11 protein-coding genes are annotated in these 17778 nt (G+C 62.0%); 2 read left to right on the forward strand and 9 right to left on the reverse strand.

The features are described from left to right. Positions 1-5: 5 nt before the first annotated feature. Together FGK64_RS01270 and FGK64_RS01275 are read right to left on the reverse strand one after the other, a co-directional pair. Complete coding sequence (locus FGK64_RS01270) at positions 6-2669, reverse strand: trypsin-like serine peptidase (protein ID WP_171053944.1); 2664 nt, start codon at positions 2667-2669, stop codon at positions 6-8. A gap of 43 nt (positions 2670-2712) precedes the next feature. Further along, positions 2713-5334 carry an N-acetylmuramoyl-L-alanine amidase gene (locus FGK64_RS01275; RefSeq protein WP_138861995.1) on the reverse strand — a complete coding sequence of 874 codons (2622 nt, stop codon included), beginning with the start codon at positions 5332-5334 and terminating at the stop codon, positions 2713-2715. Positions 5335-6122: 788 nt separating this feature from the next. Here FGK64_RS01275 and FGK64_RS01280 point away from each other — a divergent pair. Beyond that, the gene (locus FGK64_RS01280) at positions 6123-8021 is read left to right on the forward strand and encodes a hypothetical protein (protein WP_138861996.1); all 1899 of its coding nucleotides are present in this window, start codon (positions 6123-6125) and stop codon (positions 8019-8021) included. Further along, positions 7991-9079, forward strand: a complete 1089-nt coding sequence (locus FGK64_RS01285) for a substrate-binding periplasmic protein (protein WP_171053945.1) — start codon at positions 7991-7993, stop codon at positions 9077-9079. The genes FGK64_RS01280 and FGK64_RS01285 overlap by 31 nt, the downstream gene beginning before the upstream one ends. A 17-nt stretch (positions 9080-9096) precedes the next feature. Here FGK64_RS01285 and FGK64_RS01290 read toward each other — a convergent pair whose 3' ends face one another. The 7 genes from FGK64_RS01290 to FGK64_RS01320 form a co-directional block, all read right to left on the reverse strand. Continuing rightward, the gene (locus FGK64_RS01290) at positions 9097-10620 is read right to left on the reverse strand and encodes an FGGY-family carbohydrate kinase (RefSeq protein WP_138861998.1); all 1524 of its coding nucleotides are present in this window, start codon (positions 10618-10620) and stop codon (positions 9097-9099) included. Next, entirely contained in the window at positions 10613-11455 is an 843-nt protein-coding gene (locus tag FGK64_RS01295) for a class I fructose-bisphosphate aldolase (protein WP_138861999.1), read from the reverse strand. Before FGK64_RS01295 ends, FGK64_RS01290 begins: the two co-directional genes overlap by 8 nt. Continuing rightward, the gene (locus tag FGK64_RS01300; RefSeq protein WP_138862000.1) at positions 11446-13173 is read right to left on the reverse strand and encodes a glycerol-3-phosphate dehydrogenase/oxidase; all 1728 of its coding nucleotides are present in this window, start codon (positions 13171-13173) and stop codon (positions 11446-11448) included. Before FGK64_RS01300 ends, FGK64_RS01295 begins: the two co-directional genes overlap by 10 nt. A 69-nt stretch (positions 13174-13242) precedes the next feature. Further along, the gene (locus FGK64_RS01305; RefSeq protein ID WP_138862001.1) at positions 13243-14238 is read right to left on the reverse strand and encodes an aldo/keto reductase; all 996 of its coding nucleotides are present in this window, start codon (positions 14236-14238) and stop codon (positions 13243-13245) included. Next, positions 14228-15208 (reverse strand): sugar-binding transcriptional regulator, encoded by a 981-nt coding sequence (locus FGK64_RS01310; RefSeq protein WP_138862002.1) that lies wholly within the window; start codon positions 15206-15208, stop codon positions 14228-14230. The genes FGK64_RS01305 and FGK64_RS01310 overlap by 11 nt, the downstream gene beginning before the upstream one ends. Positions 15209-15216: 8 nt before the next feature. Further along, a complete protein-coding gene (locus FGK64_RS01315) occupies positions 15217-16224 on the reverse strand; it encodes an ABC transporter permease (RefSeq protein WP_138862003.1) in 1008 nt (335 codons plus the stop codon). After that, positions 16224-17735: a sugar ABC transporter ATP-binding protein gene (locus FGK64_RS01320; protein WP_138862004.1), complete on the reverse strand. Its 1512-nt coding sequence runs from the start codon at positions 17733-17735 to the stop codon at positions 16224-16226. The genes FGK64_RS01315 and FGK64_RS01320 overlap by 1 nt, the downstream gene beginning before the upstream one ends. Between the last annotated feature and the right edge of the window lie 43 nt (positions 17736-17778).

A 17778-nucleotide genomic window follows, 5' to 3' on the forward strand; every position in this document is an offset into this window, starting at 1 on the left:
CGCCCTCAAACCATTGCGGCGGTATAGGCATCCAGCGCGGCGTCGATGTTGCGCTGGCGGTTGGTCAGGATCGAGCTTCCGGCGTGAACATAGGATGTTCCCGACAACAGCCTGTCGACGGGCACATCCTGCGCCAGACCTGACAGCAGGTGCTGAAACGGAACGGCTCCCTCCCGATAATTTGCCCGCACGAAATAGCCGTGGACAATGGCAGCCAGCAGTTTCGCCTGCCGCGCCTCTTCCCTGGCGATCCCCGGTTCGCGGAACAGATCGCGATAGAGCGCGCGGCCGGCTGAAGTCGCCACGGTCTTGTTCCGGATCTGACCGAGGTAGCGGGCGTAACTTTCGATATTCGTCGCCAGCGGCATCGGCTGGTTCCAGGCAGGCGCGTCAGCCCCGATCCAGAAGGCGATGTTGGACGGCAGCGGGAACAGGCCGATTTCTCCATTGGAATGACGGAACTGCGGATCAACGCTGCCCGGTCCAAGCCCGGCCTCGGCGAAGATGATGACCCAGAGGTCGCGCAGGGTGAGCGGCGAAAGATCGGGGTAAATCTGCCTTTGGTTGGCGGCGGTTTGCGCCAGAAGCGCATGAAAGCGATCGCGGTTTGCCAGCAGGAACCCCACCTTGTCGCGGCCCCGCCAGTCCAGCCCGTCATGCCACGGCGCCAAGCTGTGGACCGCAGCCCGCGCCGGCGCGCCCGACATCAGGCTGTTGATGGTTGCGTCAAGCGTCTGCTCGCTGAGCGTCGCGCCGGGTTTGTCCAGCGACAGCCGCAGCACGGCGGGTCGATTGTCGGCCAGCTTGTTGATGTACTTGTCGACGGTGCGGTCTGTCACCACGTCAAAAAAGTTGTGCTTGTCGCCGATCAGGTCCAGATCCGCCGTGACAAAGATATTGCCAATGCCCGAGGTGCGCGCGCGCAGGAAATTCACCGCCCCGCCCCTCCGCTTGTCGGCGGCGGACATCACTTCGTAGTCGCGGGCTTGCAGCGCGGCCGACTCCTCGTCGGCCAAGGGCGGTTCGAACGTGCCCCCGATGATCCAATCGGACGTGCCGGAGGTGGCAGTGATGGTCAGATCGACGGCCCGGGCGAGCAATTTGGACGCCAGACGGCGGCGCAACTCGTCCGAGCGGAGCGGCCGGATGCTGACCGGCACCAGATTGATGCCCACGTCCGGTCGGGATGGCGACCCGATGCGGTATCGCGCAGGAGGCGACTGAAATATGCCGCCCCCGCCTTCGATATCGGGCACCGGTCGTGTCCACGCACCGGCAACGGCAGCAGGCCAATCTTCTTTCGTGCAACTGGCCGTGCCCGGGCGCCAGATCACAGCAGTCGCCAGCCGCAGCTGAGAGGCGCCGTCTTCGCTGAACAGGATCGCGAATTCTTCGCCGAACCTGTCACTGAGCCCGGCCACGATGTCCCCAACCATCAATGGCGACACATCGGTCAGGCACCAGATATCCTGGTTGAGATCGGCCATCGCGGTAACGGCATCTTCAACGCGAACCGGCCCTGCCCCGCTGTCCGTCAGCCAGTGCATGTTCCAGAACCCGATATCGATGTCCTGATCCGTGCCCTGATACAGATCGCGGACGCGCGCGGCGTCTCCCTCTGCGCTGCTGGTGCGGCCCAGCGCGCCAAACACGCCGGTCAGCGTGTCCGAGCCTTCGATCTGCGCCAGAACCTCGGCCGCGCTTTCCGAGTCCGTGTCGCCCCGCCTTGTCCGCGCCTCAAGATCCAGCGCGATGGCGGAAATCTTGATGCCCTCGTTTCCAACCTCGACGGCGCGCCCGTCGGACAGGCGTTGCGCGGCTTCGGGGTAATTGCGACGCAGCGCCTCGCCTTCCTGCCGTGCGTGATGCAGGGCAACCAGCCGACCGTTGCGGTTGAACACACAGGCCCCGGACGACCCGAAATCGGTATCGGCGGCGTACAGGATGTTCAGCGCGTTAACGGCCAGAAGCTCGGTATCGTCCAAGGACACCTCTTTCAGGCGGCCCTTGGGATGGTGGATGACAAAGGTCGGTTCGTATTGGTTGATCATGAAGGATCCGCGCTCCATGCGGATTTTCCCGAATTGTTCCGAAGCTTTGTCCGAGATCCAGACGAACGAGTAATCCAGCCCTCCGCCCCCGACGGGGCTGGTCACGAACAGCCGTGTCGGCGCCAGATCAAAGCGCACGGTCGGCGGCTCCGGCGTGCCGACATTGGCAAACAGCTTGTCACTGGGCCACTCGTAATCGAATTCGGCCGTCGCGACGCCCGCGACCTCGGCGCTGTTCAGCACATGGTGATTGGTCAGCAAAAGGTTCGGCGCCACCAGAAAGCCCGTTCCGGTCCAGCCGCTGTCGGCCCGGACCTGACGGAAGTTGGTCTGCCCCGGTGGCACCACGATCCGGGCCACCGACCGGCGATAGCGCGCAAGCAGTTCCAGTAGACTGGCGGGCACGGTGTTCCAATCGCCCACCTGCGCCTCTAGCTGGACACCACGCAACGCCTTCTCGCGGGTGGCTGTCCAGCCTTCGAGCATTTTCCGTGTGTCGGTAACGCCGGCATTGGCAGAAACATCGGAAAACGAACGGGTGTCCCGCCAATCCGAGATGAAGGGCACCGTGTCGGATGCGGCCCGTCCCGGCGGCGGGGGCGTGATATGGTCGCGCATGGCTATACTCCGCATCTGGGGGTGGCTGATCGGCGCCCTGGGCTCAACCGGTCCAGTCGGCGTTGCTGCCGCGGGTGTCGATGTGGACGAAGCCGCTGTTGCCATACGCGCCAATGCCACCCGCAAATCCGCTGCGCGACTGCCGCACGGCGATTGCGGCGCTGTGCCATTCATCCACCGTGCCTCTGTCGCAGCGCCAGTCGATTGCGTTGAACTGCATATGCAGGCTTCCCGATGCCCCACCGACGCAGCTGTTGTAAGAGGCATTGCGGTAACACGACAGTATCCGCACAGGCGCGCCAAGTCGGGCCCGGATTTCATCCAGCATCAGCGCGGATTGTGCAATCTTCGGCCAGAGGCTTTGCGGCGGCAGGGCGTTGCGCCCGTCACAGCTCCGCCCCGGTGCATTGCTGTTGCCAAGAAACAGAAACTCGATGGCCTTGAAATGCATCAGGCCCAGATCGGCGATGAAGGTTTCGAATGCGCCTACATCGAACCCATCGCTTTCGACCCCGGCAAAGATCGGACGCAGGGCGCTGGTGTCCGCCTCGACATTCAGCCCCATGCCAGAAATATCGAACCCCGGTCCCGGATCGACATGGGCGAATTCCGAAATGTCATTGGCGTCGCCTGCCCCGCGCGAGAGGCTTTCGGCCAGCAGGCGCGCGAACTCGGGCTGGGCAACCAAACTGTCGCTTTCGCTATCCTGTGGCAGCGCATGGCCTCCGACCCACTCCGCCTGCGGCCCGTCGGACAATCCCGACTGTTGCGCGTGGGCCCAACCCGACTGCGGGGCCTCAGCCGACCTCGCCTGCCCTGCGTGCGTCCAATCCGCCTGACGCGGCGCGACACGGCCGGTCTGACGCGGCATGGCAAGCCCGACCCGGTCCGATTGCGGCGCTTCGGCCCAGCCAAGATATTCGGGAACCGTCCGGTGCGCCTCGCTCGCCGCCAGTTCGATGGCATCGCCGATATCGCTGCTGCCACTTTCAAAAACAAAGCTTTCGGTGCCGGCGGTCAGATAATCGGAAATGCCATGCGCCAGTGCTCGGGCGATCCGGTCACGATAGGGTTCGCCCATCAGTCGCTGTTCTTCATCGGCACGATCGAGGAAGCTGACTTCGTGCAGCACAGCGGCCGTTTCCGCCGCGTGTCGCCCCCCGTTGATCACCCCGAAGGCGCCCGTCTTGAGACCGTTGGGATCGCCCTTGTTCCGGTCGCGCAAGCCAAGGGCGGCCACCATCGCCGCCTGAACCGTCCGACACAGCTGTTCCGACCGCGCCGCGTGATCGGGATGCACGAAGGTTTCCGTTCCCTGCGCCGTGTGCCCGGCCGATGCGTTGAAGTGGATCGACACGAACACCGCCGCCTTGCGGTTGCGGGCGGCCTTGGCCCGATCGCTCAAAGACAGGTTTATGTCGGTGTCGCGAGTCAGATGGACCCGATGCCCCTGTCCTTCCAATACGGCTTTGGCGCGCCCGGCAATGTCCAGAGTCAGCGTCTTTTCCAACGTTCCCTGAGGGCCGATGGCGTTGTTCCAGCTTGAACCGCCAAGTTTTGTTGGCGGCGGTGCGCCGCCGTGGCCCGGATCCAGCACGATCACCTGGCCCGTCGCGGCAGCAACAAACTCGCCCTCGCTCACACCGGGTGACAGTCGGGTCATCGGAATCGCGGCTGCATCCATCGGGGTCTCGGCGATTTCGACGCTGCCAGCCGAAACCAGATCGGTTATGGCGTTCCGGAATTCCTCGGCCGCCCGGCCATAACCCGCGTTTCTGGGATGCAACTCGTCGAACCAGCTGTTCTTGCCCTGATCCACCTTGCCGCGCAGGTTGACGAACCCGTAGTTCGAAAATTCCGCTTCAAGTCCAAGCAGTTCATTGGTGAACAGGTCCAGCAGGTGTTCGACGATTGACCGCCCCACGTCCAACGGAATGCCCGCCGCACCAAGCGGCTTGCCGATCCAGCGGCCATCGGACTCGGGAAAGGGCACATCATAAGCATGGCCCAGAACCCGCACCGCCGGGAACCTGTCTTTCACCTCTTTCAAGATACTGCGGTAAGCACGGACGGCCTTGCCCAACTCGGCATTGACGACCGGCATATTCAACAACTCTTTGGCCGTCTTGCCCTGAGCATAGGGCAGCAGAAAGGTTCCGAACCGACCGCCGCCCAGAATGTCGTTGCCGCCACCCGACAGCAGCATCAGGCTGGCCGAGGTCTGCTGCAAGGCGCTTAGGTATTCGCGGCGGTTGGCCATGTCTTCCAGCAGATCGCCTGCGCCGCTTAGGGAAAAGATTGCCTTGTCGGCATCGCGGCTCAGCTGGTCGATGGTGTCGTCCAGAAGCATTGGATACTGGAACCAGCTGTCGCCTTCCTCGACAATGCGCAGCCCCTTGAAACCCACGGCCGTCTTGGCCTGATAGGCCACCCACCGCCCGGCCCGCGCGATCTTGTTCGCCCAGTTCAGCGCCGCATCGCTTTCAACAGCGATTTCGCTGAGTTCGCGTTTCACCTCGGGGCGCAGCTGGATCGCGGCATCGAACGGATTGTCACCGTGTTCAGCCGGTTCGTACAGGTCTTTCAGCAGATCGTTCAGGGCCTGTTCATCACCCTGCGCGACGGCGGAATCAATCCGCCTTTGAATATCGGCCTCTAACGTCATGGCAATCTCGCTGTAAAATGAACCGCGCAAAAGCTGCGGCTGCAAAAGTTAATATTCTTAATGACACCCATCGTAACAAGAATTTCGCGATTCGCGAATTCAGAAGTTTACAATACCGAATTGACAGGACCCCAAGACCAGCGCAAAAGGGTCGAATACGACAGAAAATCAAACAGCTGCGAGAAGTTAACTCTCATGGTTTCCCCCATAGCAGCCTGTCAAGAACCGCACCAACACACGCGCGCCCAGCGATGCTGCGACAGGTGCCCCGATCCTTGAACTTGCGCGCAGAGTAACGCGCCAGACCGATCCAACGCCGTCTGCTATCGCGCGAAAGATCCCGCAAGAATGAAGATCGCAGAATCATAAATAATGAATAAAAACAGAATTTTAAAACATAACCCCAACCTCTCCCGGCTCGCCACCCACTCTGACCATCTATCGCGCCAGCAGCTTTGGGGGGAAAGAAAGTATTCTTTTCGCGTAAAAAGTGTGATATGCACCGCCACAGTACACTAAATATTTTTGTTCAAAATTCGGAGGCGGATTGCAATGTCTGGCTTTAGAATATTTGTTATTCTGTTAACTATTGCGTTGACTGGCGGCCTTTTAATTTATTCGCCCGACGCGGCGCAGGCTCAGTGCAACCCAAAACTCACCCGCTGCTGACAAGGTAATTTAAGACGCCTTCGGGATTGGCCACGCCTGGTATGGCGTGGACATAAAGGAATGCGCCCATGCCATTTCAAAACACGGACCCTTTCATAATTGCGTATGTAATTGGGTTATTGATACTGATTCTATACGCCCGTGAACGGCTTGATATTCCGTCGACGGGCTCAGCGATTTCGCAAGAGGCTGACACCGGAAAGGCCAGTGGCTTTTCGAGTGACACGTTCATCAGCAGCCTGCCGCCGTCCTCGATCAGGGTTGGGCGTTATTTCTGGTTTGCCGTCGCGCTTTATGTGGCCGGGCTTGCCATCATATACACGGTGCTGTCTGCGGCGATCGTGGCCGGGCTGAAAGGCGTGCTCCCTGTCGAAGTCGGCGTGAACCTTGATGCGCTCGACACGGCAATCTTCACCCCAGAACTGGTCCCAAGACCCGAGCTTACGTTCGCACAAGAGGTTCTTGCCTGGCTGGATCGGCCGTCGCGCTTTACACAGTACCCATGGCAACCGGTGCTGCTGGCGCTTGGCATGGTCGGGCTGCTGCCCAGCATCATGTTCGTTCGTGCAGCCGAGGTTCGCGTGCGAAAACTGTCCCTGCTTGTCGCGGGCATTCCTCGTCAGGTCATCAAGCTTTGGGAGCAGTTGAAGGCCGACCCGGTTCCCACCGAACATGCCTTTGACGATGAGACGCACGAGACACTTCAGAACGCGCGGCAATATTACGCTGACCTGACAGGCGACAGCGACTCTGGCACCCGCCGCTTTATCGAACAGCTCGAAAAGATTTTCTGCTTCAAGGCATGGATGGACGCAAAGACATGGCCGCATCCGAAAGTCCGCGCGCTGATTTCGCGGCGCGCGCCAACCAATCTTGAGAGCGAGGTTACCCTGACCACCGAAGAGGTGAGCGATCTTGTCAGCCTGAGCAAGGTCGCGCAGGAGGCAAGGCCAAGCCCGGCGCTTGGCCTGCGTGTTGCCCAAGCCGCCAATGAAGGGCTGGCAGAAGCCCCGCGCCCCTATGGCGCGCAGCAGGCGGCTGACCTTGGTGTGCGAGACATCGCGGCAGCGAAACAGATCATTGGCCAGCGATGGGCGGCGCTGCAACGGCGCGTGGCCGGCGACCCGAATACGGGATCTGTCGGTCAATATGAACTGTGCTGCCTGATGATCGCGCTTTACGCTGAACGCTCGGGCAATGTTGGCAGTATCCGCAACGACGATGGCGTGATCAACACGCTCCGCACTTGGGTCGACCGCGCCCGCGACAACATCGACGATCAAAGCAGCTTTACCGCGATGAACTTTGCGGTGTTCGTCTCCATTGTCGCCAGCATGATCGGCTTTGGACTCTACCTGCTTCTTGGCCTGACCGACTACGTGATCTGGAGCAAGAAGGACGCCGGCATTTTCGCGCTGAGAATGGCAACCACCCTGACGGCCGCGCTGGTTCCGGTTTACGTCTTCCGCGTGGTCTATGACGAAGAACAGCGGTGGAAACGCTGGGTGAATTTCTTTCGGCCGCCCATCTTCCAGTACCAGCTGTATCTTGTCGTGGCCTTCGCTTTCTGTTTCCTGTGCCAGGCACTGTTTCATTACCTTGCACCGATTATCGGAGGCACACAGGACACGCTGGCCTTTTCCGATTTGCTACAGGCCCAGAACCTCAAGACCTTCGCGGCGGCTGCCCTGCCCGGCACGATCCTCGCGCTGTTCCTGCGGCTGGCCTATGATCAGGAGCTGCGCCACATGCGGCCCTTTATATTCTGGTCGATGGTTCTGATCGTCATCCACGCCGTGTTCCAGTTCGGCGCCCTGATGTTCGATCCCGACTATGCCTCGCTGACAATGACGGATGCAGAGCTTCTAAGCCGCAATATCGAAACGACACAGCGGCAGCAGGCCCTGGCTCTGGTTCTGGTCAGCATTACGCTTCTTGTTCTGATGAATGTCATGGTTTCGTGGTCAATTGCGCAATGGAAACGCAAATGCGCTTTAGCATCCCCGTCCTCTGCCTGATCCTGATCGGCACCTTCACACAAGGCGGCGCGGCCGATCCCATTCGCGTGGGCATCCGGCACGATGCCAAACCCTTTGTTTATCGCGAGGCGGGTGAACCGAAGGGGTTCCTGTTCGATCTGTGCAAGGCGGTGCTGGACACTTCGGGGCTGGGTTACACGCTGGTCGATGTCAACGCAGCCAACCGGCTGTCGTGGCTGGGCGACGAAGACAGGATCGACCTTCTGTGCGACCCGGTGACCGTGACCCTGGATCGGGCCGCCCGGTTTCAATTCTCGCCCATTGTCTTCGTATCGGGCGGGTCGTTTCTGTACTTCGATGACAAGGAACAGAACGATGCGATCTACCTGGCAGGGCTTGCCCGGATCGAACAGGCTGCGGCGGGCGGAACGCTGACAGATTTCAACGGCCGCCGGCTGGTGCCTGCCAAGAATGGCATCGTATCCTATGAAAATGGTGATCCCCCGGGCGCCGACGCGCATCAGACCAAGGTCGCGTCCTGCCACGGGATCGAGGCTTCCGGCCGGATCGGCACCATCCGCATCGGCGTACTGGATGGCAGCACCGCACCCGAAATCATCAACAACGCGCTGCAATCGGGGCGAAGCGTGATCCCCAGAAGCGGCTGGGATACGGTTTGCTACAAGGTGTTCGAAACGCACCAGACGGGGATTGCCGCGCTCTGCAGCCGCGAGCCGGATTCAAGTGGCGTGCCTCTCAGCTACTACTTTGGTGATCGCGACATCATCCTCAGCTATCTCGACACGCTTCGCACCGATGGCGCAGTCGATTGCGGCCCCGTTGCGGTGTCAGACAGGTTCTTTTCAGTGGAACCCTATGCGATGGTCTATTCTGACCGTATTGCACCGGCCGAGATCAAGATATTGCAGAAGGCCCTGCTGGAAACCTTCAGTGCGGTCCGCGAAACCACCACGCCCACCGGCACGCCGTGGCGCACCACGCTGCCGTTCGAGCTGTTTGCACGCTATTTCCCAGGCAAGGATCCATCGCCCTCGCTGATCACCCTGTTCAAGAGCATGATCGTGCCCGAGCGTTAGACCGCGCCCTGAGTGGCCTATCCCCCCTGCGCGGCCTGCGTCCTTGCATCCTCTGCCCAAAGCGGGCGCATCGCATCGCGCACCGCCAGAAAACGCCGGTATCGCGCATCAAAATGCGCCTGCATTGCCGGATCAGGGGTCAGGCGGGTTTTTGTGCGCGCCATCGCGGCGGCAGCGGTTTCAAGATCATCATAAAAACCGGCAGCCACAGATGCCCCCATGGCAGCACCCAGCGCGCCGGTTTCCTGCGAGTCTGCCACCCGCACCGGCAGGCCCAATCCGTCCGCGAACATTTGCGGCCACACCGGGCTGCGCGTCCCCCCACCAGAGAGCGTGGCCGACCGCAGTTTGACCCCGGCTGAGTGGAGCACCTCGACATGGCGTCGGTGTTCGAACATCACGCCTTCAAGGATGGCGCGCAGAACATGGCCCTCGCCGTGCCAGCCCCCCAGCCCGTAAAGACCTGCACGAAACTCCGAGCCAAGGCGCGAGCCATACAGGAACGGCAGATAGATCGGATCGTCGCGCGCCGGGGTGATCCTGGCGATCTGCGCCGCGCACTGGCCAAAGGGGTCATCGTGATGCGCACCGCGTTCCACCAACTCGCGGATGTACCATTCCAGGTTGGCGGCGGATGTGGCGCTGGATTCGATGTTCATAAAACGGTCATCGCCATAGCGGGCCACCATGAACACCTCTTGCGAGGTGATCGGCGCGGTCGAGACGACCTGGTTGATGCTCCACGTGCCCACGATCAGAGAGGCCTCTCCCGGTGTCGCCACACCAGAGCCCAGCGCACTGGCGATCACGTCGAAAAAACCCGCGATGACAGGTGTTCCGGGTGCAAGACCGGTGGCAAGAGCCGCATCGCGGGTGACATGCCCGGCAACCTCGGTTGGCCCGACCAATCGCGGCAGCATTCCCGCCGCATCTTCAAGCCCGTAAAGCGACAGCAGCCGGTCGTCGTAAACACCATCCGGCATCCGCACCAATCCGCAGCCGGACATGTCCGACACGTCGCTGGTGCGCGCGCCAGTCAGCCGGAAGGTGATGACATCCTTGCATAACATCACGGTCGCCGCGCGGCTGTACACCTCGGGCGCATGGCGTTTCAGCCAGGCCAGCAACATCGGCGTCTGCGACGGCCACGGCTTTTGCAGACACAGGTCGAACAAGGCATCGCCCGCCTGATCCGCCAACGTCCTGGCCATCTCCGAGGCACGCGTATCAAGCGACTGAATGCCGATCACGGACGCGCCCGCGTCATCGACAAGATACAGCCCGTTGCCATGCCCCGCGCAGCCCACGGCGGCGATCTCTTCGGGGGCGATACCAGCGTCGGTGATGCAGGCGCGGATCACCTCGCCGGCATTGGCCCACAGTTCGTCGATATCGCGTTCGACCCGCCCCGGCGCCGGGCTGACCGAGCTACCATCGAGCGCCCGGGCCGCCAGTTGCCGCCCCTCGGCGTCGAACAGCACCGCCTTGATAACGGTATTTCCCGCGTCCAGCCCCAGCAGGTAGCGCGCACCGTCAGCCATTGCGGTAAATCTCCCACGCGGTATCGCCATCCGCGCCGTCATGCACCAGCGCCATCAGCGCCGCGACCACCGCGCGCGGGTTGTCGTGCTGATAGATGTTGCGACCATAGACCATCCCCCTTGCGCCCTGCGCCATCAACCGGGCCGACCGCGACAGCACCTCCTTCAGGTCGGCCTTGCCTCCGCCTCGTACCAGAACCGGCACGCGCGCCGCTTCGATCACGCGGTGGAAATCATCGGGATCGTCTGTCGGATCGGCCTTGATGATATCGGCCCCCATCTCCGAGGCAAGCCGCACCAGCGTCACGATCTTCTCGGCGTTTCCGTCCACCTGATAACCGCCGCGCACGTCGTTGGGCAGCATCACCAGCGGCTCGATCATCAGCGGCATCCCGTAGCGGTGGCAGGCAGCACGCACCCGGGCGATGTTATTCACGCACTGGCGGAACAATTCGGGTTCGTCGGGCAGCATGAACAGGTTCACCACCACGCAGGCGGCATCCATTTCCAGCGCGCCGATGATCGGCTCGTCCGCGTTCTGCAACTCTGACCACATCACCCGGTGCCGGGTATCGTTATAGGGGTTGCCCATGTCGATCCGCATGACCAGCGCCGGTTTGGTTTTTTCCGGCCGCGCTTGCAGCAGGTCGGCCTGGCCATAGGTCATCTGGATCGCATCGGGCGCCGCCGTAATCAGCGTGTCGACCACACTGGCCATGTCTTCCAGGCCGTTCAGAAAGCCTGGCTCGTTACAGACCCCGTGATCGATGGCGACGTCAAGACAGCCTCCATTGGTGAACATCCGGTTCATGCGGGCTTTGGGGCTTATGCGCATTCTGTGCGGCTCCTGTTTTTGTTTCGGGTATCCAGGTGTTGGGGTGAAACCCCGTGAAACTCGGACAATTCGGCGGTCACGGCGTTGCATTCGCGGCGGGTTCTGTCGTCGGACCAGCCAAGTTCGGCAGCGGCGATGGCCGCGATACCCTGCAACAGCGCGCGGTCGATCCGGCCGGTGATGGCAAGCGGGGTACGGCGCAATACGATGTCTGCCAGATGCACGACCCGCTCGGTTCGGATCAGCCAGACAATCTCGGCTTCGGTCATCGCCAGATCACGGGCCAGCGGCGCATCCGTTTTAGCCACGGCGCAATGGGTCATCACCTGTTCGGCGCGCGATCCGTAAAGATCAACCAGATGTTCAGCGCGGTCCGTCGAAATGCCAAACCGGTCTTGCAGCGACCGGGCGAGTTCCGCCTGCCCTGGAAATCCTGCTCCGCCCCCAATGGGTACTGTGCCGGTGTCCAGCCGCCGCCGTTCCCCGATCTCGGCGAGAACAAGATCGCTGGCCTGCGCCGCGAAGGCACGGAATGTCGTCCACTTGCCCCCGATCATGCAAAATTGCGGGACCGGCCCGTCAACACGCAGAACGTCATGATCGCGGCTGATGCGGCCGGTAAAATCGGCGTCACTGGCGGGCAGCGGCCGGATGCCGCTGTAGCTGAACACGATCTGCCCCGGGTCGACCGGGATCGCGGGGAACAGACGCCGCAACGAGTCGAGGATATAGTCCCGCTCTTCCGGCTCACACCGGGTGCGCGTTACCTTGCTGACGCGAATGTCGGTCGATCCGGCAAGCACCTTGCCAAGGTAGGGGAACACGATACAGACCCGCCCGTCGACGTTTTCAAAGAACATCATGTGCCCGCCCAACGCACGGGCCAGAGCCGGATTATCAAGGATCAGGTGTGAGCCCTTGGTGCCTGTGACCAAGGGAGGCGCGTTTTCCCCCGGGAAAAGGGAGCGGCGCACCTCGTCCAGCCACGCCCCGGCGGCATTCACCACCACCTTAGGCGACACCGGCAAGCACGTATCGCTTTCGTGATCCAGCAGGACAAAGCTGCCGCCCTTTTGCGTCAATTCGGCATAGTTCAGCGCCACAGACCCGGAGCCGGCGCGTTCGGCATCCTGCAGCAATTCAATCCCCAACCGCTCGGGATAGGAAATCCACGCATCGTGATAGGTGGCCGAGCAGGTCAGCCCCGGAAACAGATCGGGCCAGAGTTGCCGCGTGCGGCGAGCGCTGTTGAAACGGTGGCGCGGCAGCCTGCGGCCTTTGCGCGACACAAAATCGTACAGCGACAACCCCAGCTTGATGGGCAACGCGCCCCGGCGTGTCGGCCGCCCGGTACGCCCCAGAAAGCCTGCCGCCGCGTTCCACATTCCGGAAACCAGCGGCACGATGGGCACGGTTGTTGGCAGCGGGCGCACCAGATGCGGCGCATTGCGCAATAGCGCGTCCCGTTCTGACAAAGACTCGCGCACCAGCGCGAATTCACCGTTCTCAAGATAGCGCAACCCGCCGTGGATCATCCGCGATGGGGCGGCGCTGCACCCTGAACAGAAGTCGTTCTTTTCCACGAGCAGAACCCGCAGCCCCTGCAACGAGAGATCGCGATAGACGCCCAAGCCGTTGATGCCTCCGCCGATCACCACGGCGTCAAAGGCGGCATCGGCACGGATATGATCTAGGGCCTGGCCTCTTTGCATCGGCATGACGGTCTCCTGCGCCGGACGGGGCGTTCCGGCGTTTCTTCGGGCGGGTGGCGGGTAACGTTGCTCCGGTCAGGCGGCCATCGCCGAAAGACGCCGGTCCGCCGCTGCGGTGATGGTGTCCACCTCTGCGGGCGCAAGCCTGATGCGACCGGCGGCGGCATTCTCGCGCGCCTGGTCAGCCGTCCGCGCACCACACAGCGAAAAGGTGATCCCCGGCTGCTGCAGCGTCCAGGCGACAACAACCTGAGCACGGGTTGCTCCATGGGCCTCGGCGATCGGGTCGATTTCACGCATCAACGTCTCGACCTGTTGCAGGTTCTCGCGCGAAAACAGGGGGTTATCCTTGCGCAGGTCGTCACCCTCGAACCTGCGGTCAGGGCCCATCTTGCCACTCAGCAGGCCAAGCGCCAGCGACGAGTAGCTCAGAACCGACACACCCTTTTTCCGACACAGCGGCAGATGCGTCTGTTCGATGCCGCGCTTGACCATCGAATATTCCTCTTGCACGGCGTCCAGCTGGCCCGTGTCCAGGTAGGCGCGGATGTCCTGTGCCGAGGTGTTGCTGGCCCCGACCGAGCGGATCTTGCCGTCGCGCTTCAGGGTTTCCAGCGCCGCCATCGTTTCATCAACGGGCGTCGTCGGATCCTGCCAATGGGTGATATAGTGGTCGATATAGTCGGTGCGCAGGCGGCGCAGGCTTTGCTCCACCTCGTGAATGATCGACTCGCGCCCCAGATAGCGATGCACCGGCCCGCTTTCGTAGTCGAAGAAATGGTTGCCTTTCTGCGTGTCCCAGACCAGCCCGCATTTGGTGGCCAGCACGACCTTGTCGCGGCGGCATGCGATGGCGCGGCCAACGATCTCTTCGGCCAGACCCTGACCATAGGCGGGCGCGGTGTCGATCAGCGTGATGCCCTCGTCGAGCGCAGTGTGGATCGCCGAGATCGAGGCGGCTTCGTCGGTACCGCCCCACATCCAGCCCCCGATGGCCCATGTTCCCAGCCCCACAGCCGAGGCCTTGATCCCCGAGGCCCCGATGGGGCGGCACAGCATTTCATGCGACATTCTTCGATCCTTTCAAATTTCCAAGCAGAGCAGTTACCGTTTCCTCATCCGACACGAGCGTATGCAGGAAACCACCGTTCAGCACCGCTTGCAGCGGTCGCGCCTTCTGCGGGCCAGAGGCCACGCCGATCACCACCCGGCACGAGCCGAGCTCGGCCGGGTTTACCGCCACAAGGCGCCTGTTCAGTTCATAGTCGGCCACCGTCCCGTCACGGCCAACGAGATGCGCCAGGAACTCGGCCTCGACCCCCATACGCACAAGCATCTCGCGGTCGGATTTCGGCACCGGGTTCAAGTCGTAGTAACTTGACCCGCTGGGCGCGACCGAACCGACGCCGGTCAGCGCAACGGTCGCCCCGCGCGCAAGATCAAGAATGTCGCGCACCTGCGCCATATCCTTGAGCATGTCGCATTGTTGCCGGTTCTCGGCGAACAGCGGCGCGTGCAACAGCATCGCGCGGCCCGACAGCCGCTCGGCCAAAAGCGATACCAGCCGGTTCACATCGGTATAGAACTTTCCTTGCACCCCGCCGGTCAGCGGCACCACGGTTACGTCCATCGGCCTCTCGGCGACAAGGTTCTCGACCACCGCGCTGACCGCGCGGCCGCCGGAAATGGCGATCACATCGCCGTCGCGCAGGTTTTCCAGAAGCAGCCCGGCGGCGGCCCGCCCGACCTGGTTCAGCGTTGTTTCTGCATTGCCCAGCACCGAAGGTGTCACCACGGCAGCACGCAACGCCCCAGCTCCGCACAGGTCGGCTTCAAGCTCGGCCAGCCGGGGAAAGGGTGTATCTATGCTGATCTTGACCATGCCCAGTTTGCGCCCCTGCGCAATCAGCCGATTCACCTTGGAATGCGACATGTTCAGCTTGTCTGCGATCTCGGACTGTTTCATCCCTTCGATGAAGTGCAGCGTCAGCACCGTCTGGATCAGGCGCGAAAGTTCGAAATCTGTGGTTGGATCCTGCATCGCCTGCCCTACCCGCGCCGCTTGTTCAGGAACAGATCGATGGTGACCGCCGCCAGAAGGATCGAGCCGCGAATGATGTCCTGCCAGTAGACAGAGACATCCAGCAGCGCGAGCGAGCTTGACACCAGCGAAAGCAGCGCCGCGCCAAGGATCGCGCCAAAGATCGTACCTGTCCCGCCGTTCAGGCTGGCCCCGCCGATCACCGCCGCGGCAATCACGTTCAGCTCCATCCCGATGCCGAAGGTGGGCTGCGCCGAACCGAAGCGCGCCATATAGATCACGCCAGCCACGCCGCAGAGCGTTGAACACAGGGTCGTGGTGGCAAAGATCACCCGCTTTGTGCGGATCCCGGAATAGGCCGCGGCGCGTTCGTTGCTGCCGGTATAGAACACCTTGCGAAACATCGTCGTGCGGCGCAGCAGGATATCGAAGATCACAACGATCACGATAAACGTCAGGATCACCACTGGCACCGGCCCAAGCGAGCCCTGCCCAATGAACTTGAATTCCGGTGGCAGGGTATAGAGCCCAAGCGGCCGGCCCCCCGTCCCAAGCAGGCAGATCCCCCGTGCAATCACCATGACCGCAAGCGACACGATGAAATGGTGCAGCCCAATCTTGGTAACGAAAAAGCCCATGAAGGCCCCCACGGCTGTGCAGCAGCCGATGGCGATCGCCGAGGCGATCCAGGGATCGAAACCAGCCAGAAACAACCAGCCGCCAATCACCATGGCCAGCGCCGTCACCGACCCGACCGACAGATCGATACCGCCCGAGATCAGCAGGATCGTCATCCCCACCACGACGATGCCCTCGACCGCGAATGCCATGATGACCGTGCGGATGTTCACCCAGGTAAGGAAATAGGGCGAGGCGAAAGACATCACCACCACAAGCAGAAGGATGATCGCGATCAGCCCGGTTTCGCGCATCTTCAGCAGGCCCTTGGCGACACCCGGCCCTTTGGGCTGTCGCGTTCCGTCGATGCCGATTGCTTGATCCGTACCGCTTTGCATCACTGTGCCGCTCCCTCAAATGCCACGCCGGAGGCTAGGCTCATGATGGCCTCCTCGGTCATCTCGTTGCCCGTGACTTCCCCGCCAACGCGCCCTTCCCGGATCACCAGGATCCGGTCACACAGCCCAATCAACTCGGGCAGTTCCGAGGAAATCACCACGATGCCCACGCCGCTTTGCGCCAGATCGCGCAGGATGCGGTGGATCTCGGCCTTGGCGCCCACGTCCACGCCCCGGGTCGGTTCATCCAGAAAGATCAGCGCCGGATCGACAGACAGCATTTTCGCAATCGCCACCTTCTGCTGATTGCCGCCCGACAGGGATGACACCGGATCGCTGAGGCGCCCGTATTTCAGTCCCAGCCGCTGGCCCAACTCGCGCGCGCGGGCGTGTTCCTTGCGCGCGTCGATCCTGCCACCGCGCCGCGCGATGCGCGACAGATCGAGCGCCGAGATATTCTCGGCAATCGACATATCGAGGAACAAGCCCGACCCTTTTCTGTCTTCCGAAAGGTACACCATTCCCGCGTCGATACTTTCGCCATAATCCCTTAATTTTAGTGGCTTGCCGTTCAGCCAGACCTCTCCGGTGATGTCCCCTTCGATCCGGCAGATGCCCTTGGCGATCTCGCTGCGCCCGGCCCCGATCAGACCGGCGATGCCCAGAACCTCTCGGCGTTTCAGGTGGAACGACACATCGCGAAAGCGCGTCGCCTCGCTGAGATTGCGCACGTCCAGCACGACATCGGAGCCCGGAGCGTCGGCCTTGTCGGGATACAGGTCGTCGATGACCCGCCCCACCATCGCTTTCACCACATCCTGCGGCTCGATTTCGGAAACCTGCATGGTCGAGATATGGCGGCCATCCCGGAACACGGTCACCCGGTCACAATTGTCGAAGATCTCGGCCATCCTGTGCGAGATATAGATGATCGCGATGCCTCGGTCCGCGAGGCGCCGCATGATCCCAAACAGGATCTGGGCTTCCTTGTCAGTCAGCGCCGCCGTCGGTTCATCAAGGATCAGCACCTTGCAGTCCAGCGTCAGCGCCTTGGCAATCTCGACCAGCTGCTGGTTCGAAATCGACAGGTCTCCGGCCCGCTGTCGCGGATCGATATCGGCAAGCTGGCCCAGCACTTCGGCCGCCCGCGCCTCTAGTGCCGCATAGTCGACGAACAGCCTGCGGCTCATGTTCATCTGTGCCATCAGGATGTTTTCTGCCACCGAAACATCCGGGCACAGCGCGATTTCCTGATGCACCAGCCCGATCCCAAGCTTTTGTGCCTCGGTCGGTGACCCAATGGTCACCTCGCGCCCTTCCCACGAGATGGTGCCGCGGTCGGGCGCCAGAATGCCGTCGATCACGTTCATCAGGGTCGATTTCCCGGCGCCGTTCTCGCCCGCAAGGGCGTGGATTTCGCCCCGCCGCATGGTCAGATCCACGCCGCGCAGCGCCTGCACCGAGCCAAAGGACTTGTGGATCCCGGACAGTTTCAGAACGACATCAGTCATTGCGATCACCCTAATCGGCGGACAGTGGCAGCAGACGGCAGGG

Origin of the sequence: Arenibacterium halophilum (genome assembly GCF_005938225.1) — a bacterium.
GTDB lineage: Bacteria > Pseudomonadota > Alphaproteobacteria > Rhodobacterales > Rhodobacteraceae > Arenibacterium > Arenibacterium halophilum.